This window comes from uncultured Parvibaculum sp., assembly GCF_963975745.1.
Classification (GTDB): domain Bacteria; phylum Pseudomonadota; class Alphaproteobacteria; order Parvibaculales; family Parvibaculaceae; genus Parvibaculum.
Map to the genome: position 1 here is coordinate 112072 of NZ_CAXBIB010000009.1, position 19865 is coordinate 131936.

Below are 19865 nucleotides of genomic sequence, written 5' to 3' on the forward strand. Positions count from 1 at the left end.
CCCATGGCCGGAACCGATCAGACCAGGCGAGACGAAGCCCCGCGCGAGGCGGGTCCTGCCGTGATTCTGGTGGCGCCCCAGCTTGGCGAGAATATCGGCACGGCGGCGCGCGCCATGCTCAATTTCGGCCTGACCGATCTCCGGCTGGTGCGGCCGCGCGACGGCTGGCCCAATGAGCGGGCCCGTGCGGCGGCGTCGGGTGCCGATGTCGTGATCGACGGTGCGCGGGTGTTCGACACGACGGCCGATGCCGTCGCCGATCTCGATTATGTCATTGCGACGACGGCGCGCGCGCGCGACATGGTCAAGCCGATCCACACACCGGCTATGGCGGCGGGCGCATTGCGGCAGGCAATCGGCGGCGGGCAGGCGGGGCTGCTTTTCGGGCCGGAGCGCACCGGCCTCGAAAACGATGACCTGGCGCTTGCCGATGCGCTGATGATGGTGCCGGTCAATCCGGCCTTCGCCTCGCTCAATCTTGCTCAATGCGTGCTGCTGATGTCGTATGAATGGCACAAGGCGGGCGACGCGACCGCGCCGACGCGGATCGACTACCAGCAGACGCGGCCGGCCAGCAAGGCGGAGCTTGTCGGCTTCTTCACCCATCTCGAGAGTGAACTCGACCGTTTCGGCTTCCTGAAGCCGCCGGAAAAACGCCCCTCCATGGTGCGCAATCTGCGCAACATGTTCCAGCGGGCGGGCCTGACCGAGCAGGAGGTCCGCACGCTCAGGGGTGTTGTGGCGGCGCTGACAAGGCGGGTGCCGAAGGGCGAGGGGCCCGAGGACAAATAGGGCCTGGGCGGGCCGATTTTTTCGAGCGTTTTGAGTGGTTTGACAGGGCGGGTCCCCCGCGCTAAAACCCGCCTCGAAACGGGCTCCCGGCTTTGGGGGCCCGGTTTTCATTGAAGAGTTACGCACCCGCGGGTCCGGCGACGCTTGTAGCCGGTCCCTGTCGGTCCCGCAGGGACAAAGGAGGGCGCGTTTCCTTAACGTCTGACCCAAGGAAACCGCGATGACAAAGCGCCAGGAGTCCAAGTACAAGATCGACCGCCGGATGGGCGAAAACATCTGGGGTCGTCCGAAGAGCCCGGTCAACCGCCGCGAATACGGCCCCGGCCAGCATGGCCAGCGCCGCAAGGGCAAGCTCTCGGACTACGGCGTGCAGCTGCGCGCCAAACAGAAGCTCAAGGGCTTCTACGGCAATATTTCCGAAAAGCAGTTCCGCGGCATCTACAAGGATGCCGACCGTCTGCGCGGCGACACCGGCGAGCTGCTGATCGGCCTCCTGGAGCGCCGTCTCGACGCCGTCGTCTACCGCGCCAAGTTCGTGCCGACCGTGTTCGCCGCACGCCAGTTCGTCAGCCATGGTCATGTGCTGGTCAACGGCAAGCGCGTCAATGTGCCGAGCTACCGTGTGCGCGAGGGCGATGTGGTCGAGGTGCGCGAGAAGTCGAAGCAGATGGCGCTGGTGCTCGAAGCCGCGCAGTCGGCCGAGCGCGATACGCCGGACTATCTCGAAGTCGACCACGACAAGATGACCGCGAAATTCGTCCGCGTTCCGGCTTTCGCCGATGTACCCTATGCGGCGCATATGGAACCGAATCTGGTCGTCGAGTTCTACTCGCGCAGCTAGTTGCCGCGCGCCGGACAAACGAAAAGGCCGCTCGAAAGAGCGGCCTTTTTGCTGTCGGCTGCCGGACGGATCAGGCGGCCTGGGTCTCGATGCCCTTGGCGGCGAGATAATCGCGCAATTCGCCCTGTTCGAACATTTCGCGGACGATATCGCAGCCGCCGACGAATTCGCCCTTCACATAGAGCTGCGGAATGGTCGGCCAGTCGGAGAATTCCTTGATGCCCTGGCGGATGTCGTCGTCGGCGAGTACGTCGATGCCCTTGAAGGGCACGCCGAGATAGGTCAGCACCTGCACGACGGCGTTCGAGAAACCGCATTGCGGAAAGACCGGCGTGCCCTTCATGAAGAGCACGACATCGCTCTCGTTCACTTCCGCCTTGATGCGGTCGAAGACCGGGTTGTCGCTCATCTCATTCGTCCTTTCGCGGCGTCTGTTGCCGGCGTTTCGTGTCAATCCTGCGGCGCGCTGGTCTGCAGCGCCAATGCGTGAAGTTCGTTGCCCATGCCGCCTTTCAGCGCGCTGTAGACCATCTGGTGCTGCTGCACCCGTGTCTTGCCCCTGAAGGCGGCGGAGACGACATTGGCCGCATAATGGTCGCCGTCCCCGGCCAGGTCGCGGATGTCGACGATCGCGTCGGGAAGCGCCTCCTTGATCAGGCGTTCGATGTCCGAGGCGGTCATGGCCATGTCAGTCTGTCTCCCGATTGCCGACGGCGGTCAAAGCTCGGGGCCTTCGGCCATATAGGCCGGCAGCCAGCCCTCATGTGCGACCCCAAGCTCGACCAATGATATGGGAGTGGCACCTGCCAGTGTCAATTCGCTGCCGCCTGTGGTGCCGATGCGGGCGGCGGGCACACCTGCCTTTGCGGCGCGAGCGATGAGGCTTTCTGCGTCCTTTTCGGGCATCGTCACCAGGTAACGGGCCTGATCCTCGCCAAAGGCCCAGGCATGCAGCGGCAGCTCGGTATCGGGCCGGATGCGCGCACCGATGCCGCTGGCCATCGCCATTTCGGCCAGCGCCACCAGCACGCCGCCATCGGACAGATCGTGCACGGCGGTGACATGGCCGGCGCGAATCTCGCCGCGGATGAAGTCGCCATTGCGGCGTTCGACGGCGAGGTCGACCGGCGGCGGGGCACTGCGGTCGTCCTTCCGGCCGGCAATGTCGCGCAGATATATGCTCTGGCCGAGATGGCCCCTGGTCTCGCCGACCAGCACGACCGCCTCGCCCTCGGCCTTGAAGGGAATGGTTGCGCGCATGGCCACATCGGGCAGCAGACCGACGCCGCCGATCGCCGGTGTCGGCAGGATGCCCTTGCCGTTGGTCTCGTTGTAGAGCGAGACATTTCCTGAGACGACCGGGAAGTCGAGCGCGCGGCAGGCTTCGCCGATGCCCTGGATGCAGCCGACGAACTGTCCCATGATGTCGGGCTTTTCGGGATTGCCGAAATTGAGATTGTCGGTGATCGCCAGCGGCTCGGCGCCGACAGCGGTCAGGTTGCGCCAGCATTCGGCGACCGCCTGTCTGCCACCTTCGACCGGATCGGCGGCGCAATAGCGCGGTGTCACGTCGAGCGTGAAGGCGAGACCCTTCTTCTGCCGTTCGACGCGGATCACCGCGGCGTCGCCGCCGGGGCCGACCGCCGTGTTGCCCTGGATCAGATGGTCGTATTGCTCCCAGATCCAGCGGCGCGAGCACATGTCCGGTAGGGCAACCAGCCGGGCCAGCGCTTCGCCGACATCGTTGGGTGCCGGCGTTTCGGCTGGCGCCAGCAGGGCGGGTTTCTCGGCCGTGACCCAGGGGCGATCATATTCCGGCGCCTGGTCGCCCAGTTCCTTGATCGGCAGATCGGCCATCACCTCGCCATGGCGGCTGACGCGGAAGCGCAGATCGTCGGTGGTCTTGCCGATGATCGCGAAGTCGAGGCCCCATTTGACGAAGATCGCCTCGGCGTCCTTCTCGCGCGCCGGGTCGAGTACCATCAGCATGCGCTCCTGGCTCTCCGACAGCATCATTTCATAGGCGCTCATGCCCTCCTCGCGGCAGGGCACCTTGTCGAGATCGAGCTCGACGCCGAGATCGCCTTTCGCGCCCATCTCGACGGCCGAGCAGGTCAGGCCGGCCGCGCCCATGTCCTGAATGGCGATCACCGCGCCAGTTGCCATCAGTTCGAGGCAGGCTTCGAGCAGCAGCTTTTCCGAAAAGGGATCGCCGATCTGCACGGTCGGGCGCTTTTCTTCGGAGTCCGCGCCGAATTCGGCCGATGCCATGGTTGCGCCATGAATGCCGTCGCGGCCGGTCTTTGAACCCAGATAGACGATCGGCAGGCCGACACCCTTGGCTTCGGAATAGAAGATCTTGTCGGCATCGGCGAGGCCCGCCGCGAAGGCGTTGACCAGGCAGTTGCCATTGTAGCTCGGATCGAAATTGACCTCGCCGCCGATGGTCGGCACGCCGAAGGAATTGCCGTAGCCGCCGATGCCGGCGACGACGCCCGAAACGATATGGCGGGTGCGGGGATGCTCGGGCGCCCCGAAGCGCAGCGCGTTCAGTGCCGCCACCGGCCGTGCGCCCATGGTGAAGACGTCGCGCAGAATGCCGCCCACGCCGGTCGCCGCGCCTTCATGCGGTTCGATGTAGGAAGGGTGGTTGTGACTTTCCATCTTGAAGATGATCGCCTGGCCGTCACCGATATCGACGACGCCGGCGTTCTCGCCCGGGCCGCAGATGACGCGCGGACCGGTGGTCGGCAGGGTGCGCAGCCATTTCTTCGACGACTTGTAGGAACAATGCTCGTTCCACATCGCCGAGAAGATGCCGAGTTCGGTCAGAGTCGGCTCGCGGCCGATCAGATCGAGAATGCGTTGATACTCGTCCGGCTTCAGGCCGTGCTCGGCGATCAGTTCCGGGGTGATGCGTACGTCGTTGGGAATCACGCCACGGCCTCCAGCACGCTTTCGAAAAGCGCGCGCCCGTCGGTCGCGCCGTTCAGCGGTTCGATCATGTTCTCGGGATGCGGCATCAGGCCGAACACATTGCCGCGCTCGTTGAGAATGCCGGCAATGTCGTTGAGCGAGCCGTTGGGATTGGTGCCCGCGGCATAGCGCAGGCCGATGCGGCCTTCACCCTCGAGCCGCGCCAGCGTTTCAACATCGGTGAAATAGTTGCCGTCGCCATGCGCCACCGGGCAGTTCCAGATTTCGCCGGGCCGGTATTTGCGGGTGAAGTCGGTCTCGGCATTGACGACCTGCAGCTTGACATGCCGGCAGACGAATTTGAGGCCGGCATTGCGCATCAGCACGCCGGGCAGCAGGCCTGCCTCGCAGAGAATCTGGAACCCGTTGCAGACGCCGAGCACGCGCACACCCCGGTCGGCGGCTCTCGCCACCGCCGGCATGATGTTGCCGCGCGCGGCGATCGCGCCGGTCCTGAGATAGTCGCCATAGGAGAAACCGCCCGGCAGGACGACGAGGTCGACATCGGGCAGTTCGCGTTCGGTGTGCCAGATGGCATGCGGCTTGACGCCGGTGATCAGTTCGAGCGCATAGAGCATGTCGCGCTCGCGGTTCGATCCGGGGAATACGACGACGGCGGACTTCATGCTCACTTCTCGTCGAGCTCCACCGCGTAGTTCTCGATCACGGTGTTGGCGAGCAATTTCTTGCACATTTCGTCGATGACGGCGGCTGCCTTGGCGCGATCCTTCTCGGCCAGTTCGACCTCGATGTATTTTCCCTGCCGCACGCTTTCGACACCGGAAAAGCCCAGCGCGCCCAGTGCGCCTTCGATCGCCTTTCCCTGCGGGTCGAGAACGCCGTTCTTCAGCGTGACTTTGATACGGGCCTTCATGCGTCGTCGTTCCTCACTTCACCAGCTTCGGGCCGCTGCGCTTCGGTTCGTTCTCGAACAGAATGCCGAGGCGGCGGGCCACTTCCTGATAGGCTTCGATCAGCCCGCCCATGTCGCGGCGAAACCGGTCCTTGTCGAGCTTGTCGTTGGAGCGGATGTCCCACAACCGGCAGGAATCGGGGCTGATCTCGTCGGCCAGCACCACGCGCACCATGTCGCCTTCGTACAAGCGTCCGAACTCGACCTTGAAATCGACGAGACGAATGCCGATGCCGAGAAAGAGCCCGGTCATGAAATCGTTGATCCGGAGCGCCAGCGCCATCATGTCGTCGATTTCCTGCGGCGTCGCCCAGCCGAAGGCGGTGATGTGCTCTTCCGAGACCATCGGATCGCCGAGTTCGTCGCTCTTGTAGTAGAACTCGATGATCGAGCGTGGCAGCGCGGTGCCTTCCTCGATGCCGAGGCGTTTCGAAAGCGATCCGGCGGCAACGTTGCGGACTACCACTTCACAGGGAATGATCTCGACCTCGCGGATCAGCTGCTCGCGCATGTTGATTGAGCGGATGAAATGCGTCGGTACGCCGATCTCGTTGAGGCGCGTGAAGATGAACTCCGAAATCCGGTTGTTGAGGACACCCTTGCCCTCGATGACGGCGCGCTTCTGGTTGTTGAAGGCAGTGGCGTCGTCCTTGAAATGCTGGACGAGCGTGCCGGGCTCGGGGCCTTCATAGAGCACCTTGGCCTTGCCTTCGTAAACGCGTCTGCGCCGGCTCATGTCGTGATTCCAATCGGTTGGCCCGGAATGCGGTGCCTTGTCGGATGTCCGCGGGGCGGAGGGAGCGCGAAAGACGGTCTGCGGAATCGGTCCTTCGGCGTGCGCAAGTTAACGCAAGGCCGGGGGCGATACAATGTATGTATAGTGTGCTTTTGCCGCAGCGCAACGCGGCATGAAATGCCCGGAAAATCAGCACCTTAGCTATTTCGTCGCAGCGCCGCGCCGGGGCGCCGATCGCGGTTGATTTGAATGGGCCGGACGGCTATGCCTAGGGCCAGTTTCTGTGCTGCGGCGCCGGCCGCCGGCGCCTGACCATTGAACGGAGTGACCCGGTCCCATGTCCACCTTCGACAAGCGCGAAGACGGTTTCGAGAAGAAGTTCGTCCATGACGAGGAGTTGCGCTTCAAGGCCAATGCGCGCCGCAACAAGCTGCTGGGGCTCTGGGCCGCCGGTCTGCTGGGCAAGTCCGGCGCCGATGCCGACGCCTATGCGCAGGAGGTCGTCGCCTCGGACCTCAAGGCCGCCGGCGATCAGGACGTTTTCGACAAGGTCCGGGCCGATTTCGATGCCGCGGGCGTCGCGCAATCCGACCATCAGCTTCGCCGTACCATGGACGAGCTGATGGACGAGGCGATCCGCCAGCTTCAGGGCTGAGGCGGACGCCTTAATGTCTGGAAAATCGAGATGCTGCCCAGCAGCAGCAGGTCCTGCGGACTCGTGCCCTCGATCGGCAGATGCAGGATTTCCAGTTCCAGGAAATCGCGGTTGAAGCCGCAGAGACGGCCTTGCGTCGCATGGATGGCGCGTTCGGTCGTGACCTGGCGGTAGACCTCGGCGTTGCCGGCCACGCAATCGGGCTGATAGAGCTCCGAAATCGCCTGGCCGGTCGGGTCGAAGCCCAGCCAGCCGGTCAGTTGCGTACCGATCAGCCGCAGCCGCCAGTCGCTGCCTTCCGCATCCAGCGGTTCCAGCACGAAGATACTGGGCAGGATCGGTCCCATCTCGCGGCAGGGCAGGGCGGCGCGGCTCAGCAGGCGGTCGCCCCTGCGGTGGCTTGTCCAGAATTCGAGTAGCGCCAGCGATTGCGGATGCTGCGGCGTCGCGATTGGCGTCACATCGATTTCGATGCGAACCGCGTCCGCCGGTGGCAGACCCGCTTCATCCTGCTTTCGATATGTGGCGAACATGTGCGGCGCTTCCGTTTCTGGCGGCGACGTCCTCAAAGTCGCCCGCAAAGCGATAAAAAGCCCTTAAGTTATTCTATGCGGACCTAATATCGATGGTCGGCGGCTGCCAGCAGGATCGCGGCAAAGCCTTTGGTCGCGGTTTTCCGGGCTCCGGCCTCGTCGAGCCCGTCAATCAGGTTTGCCGGTGTCTCCTTCATCCGATGCATGGCCGCCCAGGCAATGATCTCGATGGCGAGGCGTGCTGACAGCCGTATCGCCGGGCCGGGAGCGCCGGGCCGACCTGCCACTTTCAGCGCCACGGCGGCGATGTCGTCGCGGTAGTGACTACGCATGTCGGTCGAGAGCAGGGCATCGAACTCCGGAACCTCGCGGGCGCAATGATCGAGCAGCCAGACGGCGCGGCGCGCCTCGTGCAGTATGTCGTAAAGCTCGCCGCCGATGGTCGCCAGCGTTGTGCGATCGGGCTTTGCACCGGGGTTCAGCGCCTCTTGAAGCGCCGGCCATTCGGCAACTTCCGCGACGCGGGCGGCATAGACAGCCACCGTTTTCTCGATCCCGGGATCGGCGAGGGGCAGGGCGAGCCTGTCGAGCGGACGGCCGCAGACCTTGAGGACGGCGAGGTGAAACAGCGCCTCCTTGCTGGTGACATAGAGATAGAGCGTCCCGGCGGAAACGCCTGCCGTCCGCGCCACGTCGGCCATCTGGGTGCGCTTGATGCCCATGTCGGTGAAACAGGTCACCGCCGCCTCGGCGATGTCGTCCAGTCGATTCTCGGCCTTGCGTCTCATCTCTCTCCCTTTGCGCCGCTGCCCCAAAAGGCCGGGCGATGCCAATTTCGTCAAGCCGCTTGCATCTGCCATCTGTTTTTGTTATATGAATGAATGATTCATTTATCAAGAGGGTTTCCGATGTCCCGTCGGTATTTTGCGTTGGGTGTTCTGACGTCCCTTCTTGTTGCGGTTCCGGCCTTGGCCGCGGACTGGAGGCATTACGGCGGCGACGCCGGCGGCCAGCGCCATTCGGCGGCGGCAGAGATCACGCCCGCCAATGTCGGCAGGCTGAAACCTGTCTGGACCTACCGGACCGGCGACATGGAGGCGCGTGCCGACGACATGAAGCACAGTGCCTTCGAAGGGACGCCGATTCTCGTTGGCGGTTTGTTGATCTTCTGTTCGCCCTTCAATGAGGTCATTGCGCTCGATCCGGGTACAGGCGCCGAGAAATGGCGCTACGACCCGAAAGTGACGACCGGCTACCGGCCGGGCAATCAATTCGTCTGCCGGGGCGTCACCCAATGGAGCGATGCGGAAGCCGCGCCGGGCGATCTCTGCGCGACGCGGCTCTTCATGGGCACGGTCGACTCGCGGCTGATCGCGCTCGACGCGCCGACCGGGCAGCCCTGTCTCGGTTTCGGTATGGATGGCGAGGTCCGCATCGATCCCGGCATGGATCTCCAATGGCCCGGCGAATTCCAGATCACCTCGCCCCCCGCCGTGGCCAAGGGCGTCGTCGTCATCGGTTCGTCGATCAGCGACAATCGCCGCGCCGACGCGCCGAAGGGCAGCGTGCGCGCCTTCGATGCGCGCAGCGGCAAGCCGCTCTGGGCATTCGATCCGGTGGTGCGCGGCGCCGAGGACTTTCCGGAGGACTGGCCGCGCGGCGTCGCGGCGCGCACCGGTCACGCCAATGTCTGGGCGCCGATGTCGGCCGACGAGGGGCGTGGACTTTTCTTCCTGCCGACGTCATCGCCGAGCCCCGATTTCTTCGGTGGCTTGCGCTCGGGCGACAATCGCTATTCGAATTCCGTCGTCGCGCTGGAGGCGACAACGGGAAATGTCCGCTGGCATTTCCAGACCGTGCATCACGACGTCTGGGACTACGACCTGCCGGCGCAGCCGAGCCTCGTGACCTTGCAGCGCGACGGCAAACCGCTCGACGCCGTCGTGCAGGTGACGAAGCAGGGCTTCGTTTTCGTCTTCGACCGCGACACCGGCAAGCCCGTCTTCGAAATCGAGGAGCGCCCCGTGCCGCAGGGCGGCGCGGCGGGCGAGTTCCTGTCGCCGACGCAGCCTTTTCCGGTCGTACCGCCGCCGCTGGTGCCGCAGACGCTGTCGGCCGACGATGCCTGGGGCCTGACTTACTGGGACCGCAAGGCCTGTCGCGAGAAGATTGCCGGTGCGCGCTCCGAAGGCATCTACACGCCGCCTTCGGCGCAGGGCACGATTATGTATCCCTTCACTGGCGGCGGCGCCAATTGGGGCGGCATGGCCTTCGATCCGGCGAGCCAGCTCATGTACATCAACACCAGCCGCACCGCGCATCTGATCACGCTGATCCCGTCGGAAGACTTCGAGGCGGCGAAGGCCGCCCAACCGAACGAGGAAATCTCGCCGCAGGCGCCGGCGCGCTGGGCGGTGAAGCGCGAACTCGTTCTGTCGCCCCTCGACCTGCCCTGCAATCCGCCGCCCTGGGGCATGCTGACGGCGGTCGATCTTTCCGACGGCACGATCGCCTGGGAAAGCGTGCTCGGCACGGTGCGCGATCTCGCGCCGGTGCCGCTGCCGTGGAAACTCGGCACGCCCAATCTCGGCGGTCCCATCGTCACGGCGGGCGGCGTCGTTTTCATTGGCGCGGCGATGGACGACTACCTGCGTGCCTTCGATGCCGCGAGTGGCGAAGAGCTCTGGAAGGGCCGCCTGCCGGCCGGCGGGCAGGCGACGCCCATGACCTATGAATGGGACGGCCGGCAATATGTCGTCATCGCGGCCGGCGGCCATTCGCGCGCGGGTACGAAACTTGGCGATTCCGTCGTGGCCTTCGCGTTGCCGGAATAGCCAGCAATCCGCTTGTCTTTGTCCCGTGCCTCCCCGCAGTATTGCGTCAGAAAAGCAAAACAGGGGAGGCACGGGTCATGACCGTCTACAGTAACGTCACCATCGAGAAAAAAGGCGCGGTGGCGCTGGTACGCTTCGACCGCAAGGGCGCACGTAACGCCTTCAATCAGGAAACCATTCTCGAACTCACCGATGTCGCTCGCCGCTTCCAGGACGATCTCGAGACCCAGGCCGTCGTGCTGACCGGTACGCGCGAGGCTTTCTCGGGTGGTATCGATCTCAAGGAACGTGCAACCCGCGCGGTGACGGCCGGCACCGATCTCGAGCTGCGCCAGACCTATTATCGCGGCGTCCGCCTCTGTCAGGCCTGGGAGGACATGCCGCAGATCACAGTTGCCGCCATCGAGGGCATGGCGGTCGGCGCCGGCGTCGCGCTGCCATTGGCACTCGACTGGCGGGTGATGGGCAAGGGCGCCTTCCTCTATGTGCCGGAAGTGAAAATCGGCATCAATCTGCAATGGGGCGCGCTGCCGCGCCTGATCACGCTGGTGGGGCCGGCGCGTGCCAAGCGCATCTGCATTCTCTGCGAGCGCATGAGCGCCGATCACGCACTCGACTGGGGGCTCGTCGAAGAGGTTGCCGAGGACGGTCATGTGGTCGAGAAGGCGATGGAACTTGCCGCCGCCGCCGCGTCGATGCCGGCGCCGGCCGTGCGCATGGTCAAGGAAGCGGTCAACGCGACCGCCTATGCGCTGCACAAGGCGACCAGCTATGCCGATGCCGATCAGAGCCAGCTCTCGACCAATTTCCGCTCGGCGCAGGAAGAGAGCGACAAGTTCGTCAAGGGCAGGAAGTAGCGTTCAGACGACGGTTTTGGCCTTCAGCCGCATCGCGATCTGTTCCAACGATTGCAGGTGGTTGCCTTCCTTGACCACATCATAGACAGCGATGTTCATCGCGCGCACCGACTTGCGCACGATCGCGCGCGTCTCGGGATGCTCGTCGAAATCGATGACGTTGAAGCAGCAGGTGTTCTGATCGATGGCGGCGAAGGTCGAAAGTCCGGTGCCGAAGGCCCAGCCGAGCACCAGACGATTGATGCCGCCATGTGCGACCAGCGCCAGCGTGTCCCATTCGGGCTCGGCGATCAGCGCCTCGAGCCCCGTCACCACGCGCGTATTCACTTCCTCGAAGCTGTCGCCGCCGGTATAGCGCGCGCCGGGCTTGTGGGCGTCGCGGAAGGCATAGGCAATCTCGCCGAGATCGGAAATCTGGGCACGGAAATTGGTGTCGCTCTGCAGCTCGACAAAGGCGTCGTGGCGTTCGACGGCAAGGCCGCGTCCGGCCATCAGCAGTTCGGCGGTCTCGACCGCACGCGGGAAGCGCGACGCCACCACGCGGTCGAAGGGGATATTGGCCAGCGCCTTGCCGGTCAGCGCCGCCTGTTCGCGGCCCCAGTCGGTCAGCGGCACGGCGGCCGAATCGGCCACGCGGTTGCCCTTGTCGTCGACATAGGAAACATCGCCATGGCGAAACAGATAGATGCGGCGGCGGCGTGCGCCGTCGAAGGCGGTACGAAGCATCGGAAATCCCCGGAATTGCAGTGCCGCGCAGTATAGAGCGGATTGTGACGGCAGGGTGAAGCCTTACTCCGCCGCCTTGCCCTTGCTTGCTGCCGCCATTGCTTCCTTGCCGAACACCCGGGCGAAGATCGTGTCGACCTGCTTGGTGTGGTAGCCGAGGTCGAACAGGGCTTCGAGTTCGGCGGCCGAGAGCTTTGCCGACACGTCCTTGTCGGCCTTCAACAGTTCGAGGAAATTGCCTTCCCCACGCCAGACCGGCATGGCGTTGCGCTGCACCAGGCGATAGGCGTCCTCGCGGCTCGCGCCCTTCTGCGTCAGCGCCAGCAGTACACGCTGCGAATGGACGAGGCCGCCCAGCCTGTCGAGGTTCTTCTGCATCTGCTCGGGATAGACCAGCAGCTTGTCGATGACGCCGGTGAGGCGGACGAGGGCGAAGTCGAGCGTTACGGTCGCATCCGGGCCGATCATGCGTTCGACCGAGGAGTGCGAAATATCGCGCTCATGCCAGAGCGCCACATTCTCCATCGCCGGGATCGCCATGCCGCGCACGAGACGGGCCAGCCCGGTCAGGTTTTCGGTCAGCACCGGGTTGCGCTTGTGCGGCATTGCCGACGATCCCTTCTGGCCTTCGGAGAAAAACTCCTCGGCTTCGAGCACTTCGGTGCGCTGCAGATGGCGGATTTCGGTGGCCAGACGTTCGATCGACGACGCGACGACACCCAGTGTCGCGAAATACATCGCGTGGCGGTCGCGCGGGATCACCTGCGTCGAGACGGGCTCGGGCTCAAGCCCCAGCGCCTTTGCGACATGTTCTTCCACACGCGGGTCGATATTGGCGAAGGTGCCGACCGCGCCCGAGATGGCGCATGTCGCGACTTCCTTGCGTGCGTTCACCAGCCGCTCGCGGCAGCGTTCGAACTCGGCATAGGCCTGCGCCATTTTGAGGCCGAAGGTCACCGGCTCGGCATGGATGCCATGGCTGCGGCCGATCGAGACCGTGTCCTTGTGTTCGAAGGCGCGGCGCTTGAGGGCGGCCAGCAGCGCGTCCATGTCGGCCAGCAGAATGTCGGTCGCGCGCACCAGCTGCACATTGAAGCAGGTGTCGAGTACGTCCGACGAGGTCATGCCCTGATGGACGAAGCGCGAATCCTCGCCGATGAATTCGGCCAGATGCGTCAGGAAGGCAATGACGTCGTGCTTCACTTCCCGTTCGATCTCGTCGATCTTCGCAACGTCGAAGACCGCCTTGTCGCCGCGCGCCCGGATATTCTTTGCCGCTTCCTTCGGGATCACGCCCAGTTCCGCCAGCGCCGTGCAGGCATGCGCCTCGATTTCGAACCAGATGCGGAACTTCGTCTCGGGTTCCCAGATGGCGACCATTTCGGGCCGCGAATAACGGGGGATCATCGGCGCCTCTCGAGTGTTGGCGGGGCGGGCTTGCAGGAATGAGGCAGGGTGTAGCACCTGCATCCCGGGCGCTCAATAGGCCGCCGCAACTGGCGGATTTCCTTCCAAATCCGGTCGCCGCTGCGTTACCTTGACCGCCAAGCCGCGGCAGGCGGCAGCCAACATAAGGGAGGATCGGGCGATGGGCAGGGCGCTTTCACGCAGGCATTTTCTGAAATCGACGGCGGCGACGGCCGTTGTTGCGAGCGCCTATGGAGCGGGTTTCCGCCCGGCGCTGGCCGCGCCTGATCTCGCGCGGCTCGATGCGCTGGGTCAGGCTGAGCTTGTCGCCAGGGGCGAGGCGACGGCGCAGGAACTGGTCGACGCGGCGATTGCCCGAATCGAAGAGGTCAATCCGCAGGTCAATGCGGTCGTCACCGAACTCTTCGAGCGCGGGCGGGAGGCAGCGCGTGGCGAACTCCCCGAGGGCCCCTTCACCGGCGTTCCCAATCTCGTCAAGGATCTCGACAATCTAGCCGGCGCGCGCACGACGTCCGGCTCGCGCCTCTTTGCCGACAATATCGCGGCGGCGACGGACCCCTTGATTACCGCCAACGAGGCAGCCGGTTTCATTATGGTCGGCAAGTCCAATACGCCCGAATTCGGTCTGCTGGGGACGACCGAGCCGCTCTTGCTGAAGCCTTCACGCAATCCGTGGAATCTCGAACATTCGACCGGCGGCTCGTCGGGCGGCGCGGCGGCGGCGGTTGCTTCGGGCATGGTGCCGCTCGCTCACGCGACCGATGGCGGCGGTTCGATCCGCATTCCGGCTTCCTGCTGCGGCGTCTTCGGTTTGAAGCCGTCACGCGGCCGCATCTTCCTCGGTGGCGACACGCTGCCGGGCGATATCGGCGTCCAGCATTGTGTCAGCCGTTCGGTGCGCGACAGCGCCACGCTATTTTCTGTTACCGAGATGGCGGGTGAGGATGCCGTTTTCGCACCGGTCGGCCGCGTGACGGGACCGGGGAAGAAGCGGCTGAAGATTGCCTTCGACACGATGAGCTATTACGGCACCGAGCCCGATGCCGACGTCAAGGCGGCGCTTGAGGAGACGGCGAAGCTCTGCGCCGATCTCGGCCACGAAATCGTTCCGGCCCGCAATCCGGTCGAGGGCGAGCCCTTCATCGAGGCCTTCCTGACCGTCTGGGCTTCCGGTCCGTCGCACCTGGTTGCGCTGGCGAAGGAAAACGGCCTCGACCCGGAAGAAGTGCTCGAGCCCTGGACCAACGGCCTTGCCGTCTATTACGACGCCAAACCCGGCGATGCGATGGAAAAGGCATTGGCGGCGTTCGCGGCGGCGACGGCCCAGGTCAATGCCTTCATGTCCGGCTACGACGTCTGGCTGACGCCGATGCTGGCCTCGGCGCCGCCAAAGCTTGGCGAGCAGGACCCGCGCGTCCCCTTCGACACGCTGTATGAGCGCACCATCCGCTATGTCGCCTACACGCCGCTCCACAATGTCGCCGGCACGCCGGCCATGTCGGTGCCGTTGTCGTGGAACGACAAGGGCCTGCCCATTGGCTCGCAATTCGCCGCGCCCTTGGGTGGCGAAAAAGTTCTCTTCGAACTCGCCTTCGAACTCGAACAGGCCCGTCCCTGGGCGGACAAGGTCGCGCCGGTCTTTGCGGGGTAGGACAAGGCCGCGGGGGGCATTCGTCCCGCCCGTGGCGGGCTTCGGCTCCGGGAAGTTCCGTCCAGGTGGAGATATCTGCCGTCGGATCGTCTGTTCTCAAATCAATCCCAGTGTTCGGAAACTCGCATGCCGGCCCTTGCCGACGACGAGATGGTCGTGCACCTCGATGCCGAGGGGTCTGGCGGTTTCGACGATGCGTTTTGTCATCTCGATATCGGCGTTCGAGGGGGTGGGGTCGCCGGAGGGGTGATTGTGGACCAGGATCAGCGCCGAGGCGTTGAGGTCGAGGGCGCGTTTGACGACTTCGCGCGGATAGACGGGTGTGTGATCGATCGTGCCCTTCTGCTGCACTTCGTCCGCGATCAGCTTGTTCTTGCGGTCGAGAAACAGGATGCGGAATTGTTCGGTGGGGTTGTGTGCCATCGCCTTGGTGCAGTAGTCGAGCAGGGCGGCCCACGAGCCGATCACGTCCTTTTTCATGACCTTTGCCTGCGACAGGCGCAGGCCCGCTTCGCGCGCGAGGCGCAGTTCGACGACGGCGCGATCCTTGATGCCTTTGACCTCGCGCAGCCGCGCTTCCTCGGCGTTCAGCACTTCGGACAAGCCGCCGAATTTTTCGATCAGTTCTTTCGCGAGCGGCTTGGTGTCGCGCTGGGGAATGGCGTTGAAGAGCAACATCTCCAGCACTTCGTAGTCGGCGAGGCTGTCGGGCGCTTTCAGGAAGCGTTGGCGCAAGCGCTCGCGATGGCCGTGATAATGGGGCTTCGGCTTCTTCTCCGCGCCGGCCCCCATGCGCGTGCGTCCGCTCAGGCGTAGGGCGGGCAGTCCCGGCCCGCCGGCGATCTGGTGAAGATCTCGACGCCGGTTTCGGTGACGCCGACCGTGTGTTCGAACTGCGCCGACAGCGAGCGATCGCGCGTGACCGCCGTCCAGCCGTCGGAAAGGATCTTCACGCCGGGCTTGCCGGCATTGATCATCGGCTCGACGGTGAAGAACATGCCGGGGCGGAGCACCGCGCCCTGGCCGCGCTTGCCGTAGTGGAGCACATTCGGCATGTCGTGGAAGACGCGGCCGATGCCATGGCCGCAGAATTCGCGCACCACCGAGCAGCGCTGGCCCTCGGCAAATTCCTGGATCGCGGCGCCGATGTCGCCGAGCGTGGCGCCCGGCTTGATGGCGGCGATGCCGCGCATCATCGCTTCATAGGTGACCTCGACCAGGCGCTGTGCCTTGCGCGGCGCCTCGCCGGCAAAATACATGCGGTTGGTGTCGCCGTGCCAGCCGTCGACGATCAGCGTCACGTCGATATTGACCGCGTCGCCCTCGCGCAGCGTGCGGTCGCCGGGAATGCCGTGGCAGACGACATGGTTGATCGAGGTGCAGCAGGAATGGCGATAGCCGCGATAGTTGAGCGTCGCCGGCATCGAGCCATGGTCCATCGCAAAATCGAAGACCAGCTTGTCGAGCGCCAGCGTTGTGACGCCCGGCTTCACTTCGTCGGCCAGCATGTCGAGACATTCGGCGGCAAGCTTGCCGGCCGCACGCATGCCCGGCCAGGCGTCGGCATCGTGAATCTTGATGCGGCCGCTGTTGATGGCAGGGCTTTCGGTGGCGTCCTGATAGCTCATCGGGTCTCGCGGGTTCGGCGACGGGATTTGAAGATATAACATAGTCGTTCGGCCGGGCCGATCCTAGCCCTGCTGCCGATTTCGATTGGTTTTCCGCCGTTTCCGGCCCATTTGATCGGGATGGGCGCGCGGCGTTATCCTGCGCGCGACGCCTGAAATCGAGACGATGCGAGGAATGCCCGATGGCCGATGCCGCCCAACCGCCTGTCGTGACGGCCTGCGTTCTGCTGATCGGCGACGAGATCCTGTCGGGGCGCACACGGGATTCGAACCTCGCCTATATCGCCAATCACCTCAACAAGATCGGCATCCAGGTGCGCGAGGCCCGGGTCATTCCCGATGTCGAGGCGACGATCGTCGCGGTGCTCAACGAGGTGCGGGCGCGCTACGACTATGTGTTCACTACCGGCGGCATCGGTCCGACTCATGACGACATCACGGCCGATGCCGTGGCCAAGGCTTTCGGCGTGGGGATCGATCATCACCCGGAAGCCGTCAGGATACTCGGCGATCACTACAAGGCCACAGGCGGCGAGTTTACGGCGGCTCGCATGCGGATGGCGCGGCTGCCTGAGGGCGCGACAATGATCGAGAACCCGCTGAGCAAGGCGCCCGGCTTCCAGATCGGCAATGTCTTCGTGATGGCCGGCGTGCCGATGGTGATGCAGGTGATGCTGGACAGCCTGTCCGGCCGGCTGAAGGGCGGGGCGACGATGCGGAGCCTGACCGTGACCGGGCAGATCGGGGAGGGGACGATCGCCGAAAAACTGGGGGAATTGCAGGCCCGCCACCCCGATATCGGCATCGGCAGCTATCCCTATTACCGGGGCAAGAGCTTCGGCACCAGCATCGTGATGCGGGGCGTCGATTCGAGCGCGCTGGAGCGCGTGGCGGCCGATGTGGCGGCGCTGATGCGCGAATTCGGGGTCGAGCCGCAGACCGGCGATCCGGCCTGAAACGGCGCAAAAGCCCGGAATGGCAGGGTTTTTGTCGCTTATCTGCAACAGGATGCGCAACATTACGAAAGTTTCAGCATTTCTGCGGGTTCCGGCGCGATACAATCGGCAGCGAACCGGCTAGAATTGCCCCCATGAAGGGTCTGCCGGGCTCGTCCGCGGGGCGGAGAACGGCGGAACGGGGGAAACAGGCCAGACGTCCAAACAATGGCCTGGGAACGAGTTTTTAGGGTCAGGTTACCCGGAGGGAGAGACGAAATGAAAAAGACCATCGGATTTGTGGGCCTGGTTGCAGGCGCGGCGTTCATGCTGGCCGGCGCGGCTTCGGCCCTCGACTCCAGCTTCGGCGCGCAGTCGAAGGCTGGTACGCATCAGTTCTATGTGTGGTGCACGGGCGGCGCGGACAGCGTCCAGTCGGCCGACGGCGCCAACGCCAAGGAAGCCCAGGCCAAGCTCGCCGCGAGCGCCGGCAACAATTGCTGGCCGGTCTGGCAGGGCCTTGCCGGCTAAGCCTTCCAAGGCATCCGGAATTCACGAAACGGCGGTCCCTCGGGGCCGCCGTTTTCCTTTTGCGCCCAAGCGTTCGAGAAGGCATAGCTAGAAGACTGGGGCCCCTTGGCGAAACTGGTATACGCAGCAGACTTAAAATCTGCTTCTCGAAAGGGAGTGCGGGTTCGAGTCCCGCAGGGGCCACCAGCCTCCGCTCTGCGAGCTTCGGCTCGGCGAGCCAAAGGGAGCAGACCAGCGGAGGCTGTCGCGCCGAAGTTGCTCTGCAACGTAGGCGGACTATGCTCTGACGCCATGAAATACGTTTACATTCTACGCAGTATTTCTTGCGCAGACCGGTACTACACCGGCGTAACCAGCGACGTTGAATCCCGTCTGGCAAAGCACAATGCCAAAGCTGTTTCCCATACGTCGAAATATGCGCCGTGGGAACTCAAGACCTATGTCGCTTTTTCGGATGAAGATCAGGCTTTTGCTTTCGAGAAGTATCTGAAAAGCGGCTCCGGCCGGGCGTTTGCCAAAAAGCATTTGTAGCCTCTCGCGGGCTTCGGGTGGCTTACGCCCGTTCATCCCCGGCCCCGTATCAGACGAGTTCGGTTTCGATGACCGCCTGCCCGTGCAGGGTGCGGTGGACGGGGCACTTGTCGGCGATGGCCAGAAGCGAGGCGCGCTCGTCCTCCGTCATGTCGCCCTCGAGCCTGATCCGGCGGCGGAAGACGTCGATCTTTGGTCCGGACTTCTCGCAGTCTTCGCAGTCTTCCCTGTGCGCCTTGTCGTGGGTGACGTCGCAGACGACATGGGTCAGCGCAATGGTCTTGCGGCGGGCGTAGAGACGGATCGTCATCGTCGTGCAGGCGCCCAGTGCCGCCGACAGAAGCTGATAGGGGCTTGGGCCGAGATCGGTGCCGCCCATCGCGACCGGTTCGTCGGCGACGAGCTGATGCCGGCCGCCGATGCTGATGTCCTGGCGAAAGCCCGAGGCCTCCGCCTCGGCGACGCGCACCACGCCTTCGGGCGTTTCGGGCCGCGCCGGCTCGGGGGCCAGGTCGAGATAGCGCGCCGACCAGGACTCAATCAGACCGGCGACATATTCGGCATCCGCTTCGCGGCTGATCAGATGGTCGGCATCGTCGAGCGAAACGAAACTCTTGGGATGGCGCGCGGCGATGAAGATCTTCGCCGCATTGTCGATGCCGACGATCTCGTCGCGCGGCGCATGCAGCACCAGAAGTGCCGCCCCCAGACGCGGCAAGGCATCGGCCAGCGATGCTTCGGCGATGTCGTCGAGAAACTGCTTGCGGATTTCGAAGGGCCGTCCGCCGAGGTCCACTTCGGCCGACCCCTTTGCATGGATCTCGTCGAGCTTCGCGCCGAAATTATGTGTCACATGCGAGGGGTCCATCGGCGCCGCGATGGTGACGACGGCGCGCAGCGAGGCGATCTGCGGCGCGGCTTTCAGCGCCGCCGCGCCGCCCAGCGAATGGCCGATCAGAAGCTGCGGCGGCATGTCATGGGCTTCCATCCAGGCGGCGGCGGCGAGCAGGTCGCCAACGTTGGAGGTGAAATTCGTGCTGGCGAACTCGCCCGCCGAATGTCCGAGGCCGGTGAAGTCGAAGCGCAGCACCGCGATGCCGCGCGCCGCCAGCCGGCCGGCGATGCGGCGCGCGGCGGCGATGTCCTTGGAACAGGTGAAGCAATGGACGAGGATCGCGGCGGCCCGGACCGGGCCTTCGGGCCTGTCGAGCCGCGCAGCCAGCTCGTCCCCGAGGGCGCCGGCAAAGGTGATCTTTTCGCTTTGCACGTCGTTGTTCTCCGTGAAGGGGGCGCGATGT

General features: G+C 64.5%; 22 protein-coding genes and 1 tRNA gene. 10 read left to right on the forward strand and 13 right to left on the reverse strand.

What is annotated here, in order from left to right; translation table 11 throughout:
- The first annotated feature begins 3 nt into the window (after positions 1 to 3).
- Together AAC071_RS09145 and rpsD are read left to right on the forward strand one after the other, a co-directional pair.
- Positions 4 to 792 (forward strand): RNA methyltransferase, encoded by a 789-nt coding sequence (locus tag AAC071_RS09145; RefSeq protein ID WP_339831881.1) that lies wholly within the window; start codon positions 4 to 6, stop codon positions 790 to 792.
- Between the two features lie 220 nt (positions 793 to 1012).
- A complete protein-coding gene (gene rpsD, locus AAC071_RS09150) occupies positions 1013 to 1633 on the forward strand; it encodes a 30S ribosomal protein S4 (protein ID WP_339831883.1) in 621 nt (206 codons plus the stop codon).
- A gap of 70 nt (positions 1634 to 1703) precedes the next feature.
- On the opposite strand, the gene grxD is transcribed toward rpsD, so the two are convergent.
- The 6 genes from grxD to purC are packed head-to-tail and all read right to left on the reverse strand — an operon-like array spanning position 1704 to position 6258.
- Positions 1704 to 2042 (reverse strand): Grx4 family monothiol glutaredoxin, encoded by a 339-nt coding sequence (gene grxD / locus AAC071_RS09155; RefSeq protein WP_339831886.1) that lies wholly within the window; start codon positions 2040 to 2042, stop codon positions 1704 to 1706.
- Between the two features lie 41 nt (positions 2043 to 2083).
- The gene (locus AAC071_RS09160) at positions 2084 to 2320 is read right to left on the reverse strand and encodes a BolA family transcriptional regulator (RefSeq protein ID WP_339831888.1); all 237 of its coding nucleotides are present in this window, start codon (positions 2318 to 2320) and stop codon (positions 2084 to 2086) included.
- A 30-nt stretch (positions 2321 to 2350) separates the two neighbouring features.
- Positions 2351 to 4570, reverse strand: coding sequence for a phosphoribosylformylglycinamidine synthase subunit PurL (gene purL, locus AAC071_RS09165; protein WP_339831890.1), 2220 nt, complete (start codon positions 4568 to 4570; stop codon positions 2351 to 2353).
- Positions 4567 to 5235, reverse strand: a complete 669-nt coding sequence (gene purQ / locus AAC071_RS09170) for a phosphoribosylformylglycinamidine synthase subunit PurQ (protein WP_339831892.1) — start codon at positions 5233 to 5235, stop codon at positions 4567 to 4569. Before purQ ends, purL begins: the two co-directional genes overlap by 4 nt.
- A gap of 2 nt (positions 5236 to 5237) precedes the next feature.
- The gene (purS, locus tag AAC071_RS09175) at positions 5238 to 5483 is read right to left on the reverse strand and encodes a phosphoribosylformylglycinamidine synthase subunit PurS (RefSeq protein ID WP_339831894.1); all 246 of its coding nucleotides are present in this window, start codon (positions 5481 to 5483) and stop codon (positions 5238 to 5240) included.
- Positions 5484 to 5496: 13 nt separating this feature from the next.
- Positions 5497 to 6258: a phosphoribosylaminoimidazolesuccinocarboxamide synthase gene (purC, locus tag AAC071_RS09180; protein ID WP_339831896.1), complete on the reverse strand. Its 762-nt coding sequence runs from the start codon at positions 6256 to 6258 to the stop codon at positions 5497 to 5499.
- 337 nt (positions 6259 to 6595) lie between these two features.
- Here purC and AAC071_RS09185 point away from each other — a divergent pair, with 337 nt between their 5' ends.
- Positions 6596 to 6913 (forward strand): DUF1476 domain-containing protein, encoded by a 318-nt coding sequence (locus tag AAC071_RS09185; RefSeq protein WP_339831898.1) that lies wholly within the window; start codon positions 6596 to 6598, stop codon positions 6911 to 6913.
- On the opposite strand, the gene AAC071_RS09190 is transcribed toward AAC071_RS09185, so the two are convergent.
- Together AAC071_RS09190 and AAC071_RS09195 are read right to left on the reverse strand one after the other, a co-directional pair.
- Complete coding sequence (locus AAC071_RS09190; protein WP_339831900.1) at positions 6904 to 7446, reverse strand: PAS domain-containing protein; 543 nt, start codon at positions 7444 to 7446, stop codon at positions 6904 to 6906. The two genes, AAC071_RS09185 and AAC071_RS09190, sit on opposite strands and share 10 nt — an antisense overlap.
- A gap of 83 nt (positions 7447 to 7529) precedes the next feature.
- Entirely contained in the window at positions 7530 to 8234 is a 705-nt protein-coding gene (locus AAC071_RS09195; protein ID WP_339831903.1) for a helix-turn-helix domain-containing protein, read from the reverse strand.
- A 120-nt stretch (positions 8235 to 8354) separates the two neighbouring features.
- On the opposite strand from AAC071_RS09195, the gene AAC071_RS09200 reads away from it, so the two are divergent.
- Both AAC071_RS09200 and AAC071_RS09205 read left to right on the forward strand, forming a co-directional pair.
- Complete coding sequence (locus AAC071_RS09200; RefSeq protein ID WP_339831905.1) at positions 8355 to 10280, forward strand: pyrroloquinoline quinone-dependent dehydrogenase; 1926 nt, start codon at positions 8355 to 8357, stop codon at positions 10278 to 10280.
- Between the two features lie 77 nt (positions 10281 to 10357).
- Positions 10358 to 11137, forward strand: a complete 780-nt coding sequence (locus AAC071_RS09205) for an enoyl-CoA hydratase/isomerase family protein (protein WP_339831907.1) — start codon at positions 10358 to 10360, stop codon at positions 11135 to 11137.
- Between the two features lie 3 nt (positions 11138 to 11140).
- Here AAC071_RS09205 and AAC071_RS09210 read toward each other — a convergent pair whose 3' ends face one another.
- Both AAC071_RS09210 and purB read right to left on the reverse strand, forming a co-directional pair.
- Positions 11141 to 11863 (reverse strand): histidine phosphatase family protein, encoded by a 723-nt coding sequence (locus AAC071_RS09210; protein WP_339831909.1) that lies wholly within the window; start codon positions 11861 to 11863, stop codon positions 11141 to 11143.
- Between the two features lie 63 nt (positions 11864 to 11926).
- Positions 11927 to 13270, reverse strand: coding sequence for an adenylosuccinate lyase (gene purB / locus AAC071_RS09215; RefSeq protein WP_339831911.1), 1344 nt, complete (start codon positions 13268 to 13270; stop codon positions 11927 to 11929).
- Between the two features lie 181 nt (positions 13271 to 13451).
- Here purB and AAC071_RS09220 point away from each other — a divergent pair, with 181 nt between their 5' ends.
- On the forward strand, positions 13452 to 14942 hold the full coding sequence (locus tag AAC071_RS09220) for an amidase (RefSeq protein ID WP_339831913.1): 1491 nt from the start codon (positions 13452 to 13454) through the stop codon (positions 14940 to 14942).
- Positions 14943 to 15038: 96 nt separating this feature from the next.
- Here AAC071_RS09220 and radC read toward each other — a convergent pair whose 3' ends face one another.
- Together radC and map are read right to left on the reverse strand one after the other, a co-directional pair.
- Positions 15039 to 15734, reverse strand: a complete 696-nt coding sequence (gene radC / locus AAC071_RS09225; RefSeq protein WP_339831915.1) for a DNA repair protein RadC — start codon at positions 15732 to 15734, stop codon at positions 15039 to 15041.
- Between the two features lie 14 nt (positions 15735 to 15748).
- The gene (map, locus tag AAC071_RS09230; protein ID WP_339831918.1) at positions 15749 to 16570 is read right to left on the reverse strand and encodes a type I methionyl aminopeptidase; all 822 of its coding nucleotides are present in this window, start codon (positions 16568 to 16570) and stop codon (positions 15749 to 15751) included.
- A gap of 182 nt (positions 16571 to 16752) precedes the next feature.
- Here map and AAC071_RS09235 point away from each other — a divergent pair, with 182 nt between their 5' ends.
- The 4 genes from AAC071_RS09235 to AAC071_RS09250 all read left to right on the forward strand — a co-directional run bounded on the left by AAC071_RS09235 (position 16753) and on the right by AAC071_RS09250 (position 18567).
- Positions 16753 to 17526, forward strand: a complete 774-nt coding sequence (locus AAC071_RS09235; protein WP_339831919.1) for a molybdopterin-binding protein — start codon at positions 16753 to 16755, stop codon at positions 17524 to 17526.
- 258 nt (positions 17527 to 17784) lie between these two features.
- A complete protein-coding gene (locus tag AAC071_RS09240; protein ID WP_339831920.1) occupies positions 17785 to 18036 on the forward strand; it encodes a hypothetical protein in 252 nt (83 codons plus the stop codon).
- A gap of 99 nt (positions 18037 to 18135) precedes the next feature.
- A tRNA-Leu gene (locus AAC071_RS09245) sits at positions 18136 to 18222 on the forward strand.
- Positions 18223 to 18327: 105 nt separating this feature from the next.
- Positions 18328 to 18567, forward strand: a complete 240-nt coding sequence (locus AAC071_RS09250) for a GIY-YIG nuclease family protein (protein WP_339831921.1) — start codon at positions 18328 to 18330, stop codon at positions 18565 to 18567.
- Between the two features lie 49 nt (positions 18568 to 18616).
- On the opposite strand, the gene AAC071_RS09255 is transcribed toward AAC071_RS09250, so the two are convergent.
- Complete coding sequence (locus AAC071_RS09255) at positions 18617 to 19834, reverse strand: bifunctional alpha/beta hydrolase/OsmC family protein (protein WP_339831923.1); 1218 nt, start codon at positions 19832 to 19834, stop codon at positions 18617 to 18619.
- Between the last annotated feature and the right edge of the window lie 31 nt (positions 19835 to 19865).

Bases quoted from the DNA above. Each gene is read 5' to 3' on its own strand.
- AAC071_RS09200 (WP_339831905.1), top strand. From the start codon at position 8,355: ATGTCCCGTCGGTATTTTGCGTTGGGTGTTCTGACGTCCCTTCTTGTT.
- AAC071_RS09205 (WP_339831907.1), top strand. From the start codon at position 10,358: ATGACCGTCTACAGTAACGTCACCATCGAGAAAAAAGGCGCGGTGGCG.
- AAC071_RS09160 (WP_339831888.1), bottom strand. From the start codon at position 2,320: ATGGCCATGACCGCCTCGGACATCGAACGCCTGATCAAGGAGGCGCTT.
- radC (WP_339831915.1), bottom strand. From the start codon at position 15,734: ATGGGGGCCGGCGCGGAGAAGAAGCCGAAGCCCCATTATCACGGCCAT.
- AAC071_RS09240 (WP_339831920.1), top strand. From the start codon at position 17,785: ATGAAAAAGACCATCGGATTTGTGGGCCTGGTTGCAGGCGCGGCGTTC.
- AAC071_RS09190 (WP_339831900.1), bottom strand. From the start codon at position 7,446: ATGTTCGCCACATATCGAAAGCAGGATGAAGCGGGTCTGCCACCGGCG.
- AAC071_RS09250 (WP_339831921.1), top strand. From the start codon at position 18,328: ATGAAATACGTTTACATTCTACGCAGTATTTCTTGCGCAGACCGGTAC.
- AAC071_RS09210 (WP_339831909.1), bottom strand. From the start codon at position 11,863: ATGCTTCGTACCGCCTTCGACGGCGCACGCCGCCGCCGCATCTATCTG.
- purC (WP_339831896.1), bottom strand. From the start codon at position 6,258: ATGAGCCGGCGCAGACGCGTTTACGAAGGCAAGGCCAAGGTGCTCTAT.
- purB (WP_339831911.1), bottom strand. From the start codon at position 13,270: ATGATCCCCCGTTATTCGCGGCCCGAAATGGTCGCCATCTGGGAACCC.
- purS (WP_339831894.1), bottom strand. From the start codon at position 5,483: ATGAAGGCCCGTATCAAAGTCACGCTGAAGAACGGCGTTCTCGACCCG.
- AAC071_RS09195 (WP_339831903.1), bottom strand. From the start codon at position 8,234: ATGAGACGCAAGGCCGAGAATCGACTGGACGACATCGCCGAGGCGGCG.
- AAC071_RS09220 (WP_339831913.1), top strand. From the start codon at position 13,452: ATGGGCAGGGCGCTTTCACGCAGGCATTTTCTGAAATCGACGGCGGCG.
- rpsD (WP_339831883.1), top strand. From the start codon at position 1,013: ATGACAAAGCGCCAGGAGTCCAAGTACAAGATCGACCGCCGGATGGGC.
- purQ (WP_339831892.1), bottom strand. From the start codon at position 5,235: ATGAAGTCCGCCGTCGTCGTATTCCCCGGATCGAACCGCGAGCGCGAC.
- AAC071_RS09145 (WP_339831881.1), top strand. From the start codon at position 4: ATGGCCGGAACCGATCAGACCAGGCGAGACGAAGCCCCGCGCGAGGCG.
- AAC071_RS09235 (WP_339831919.1), top strand. From the start codon at position 16,753: ATGGCCGATGCCGCCCAACCGCCTGTCGTGACGGCCTGCGTTCTGCTG.
- map (WP_339831918.1), bottom strand. From the start codon at position 16,570: ATGAGCTATCAGGACGCCACCGAAAGCCCTGCCATCAACAGCGGCCGC.
- AAC071_RS09185 (WP_339831898.1), top strand. From the start codon at position 6,596: ATGTCCACCTTCGACAAGCGCGAAGACGGTTTCGAGAAGAAGTTCGTC.
- grxD (WP_339831886.1), bottom strand. From the start codon at position 2,042: ATGAGCGACAACCCGGTCTTCGACCGCATCAAGGCGGAAGTGAACGAG.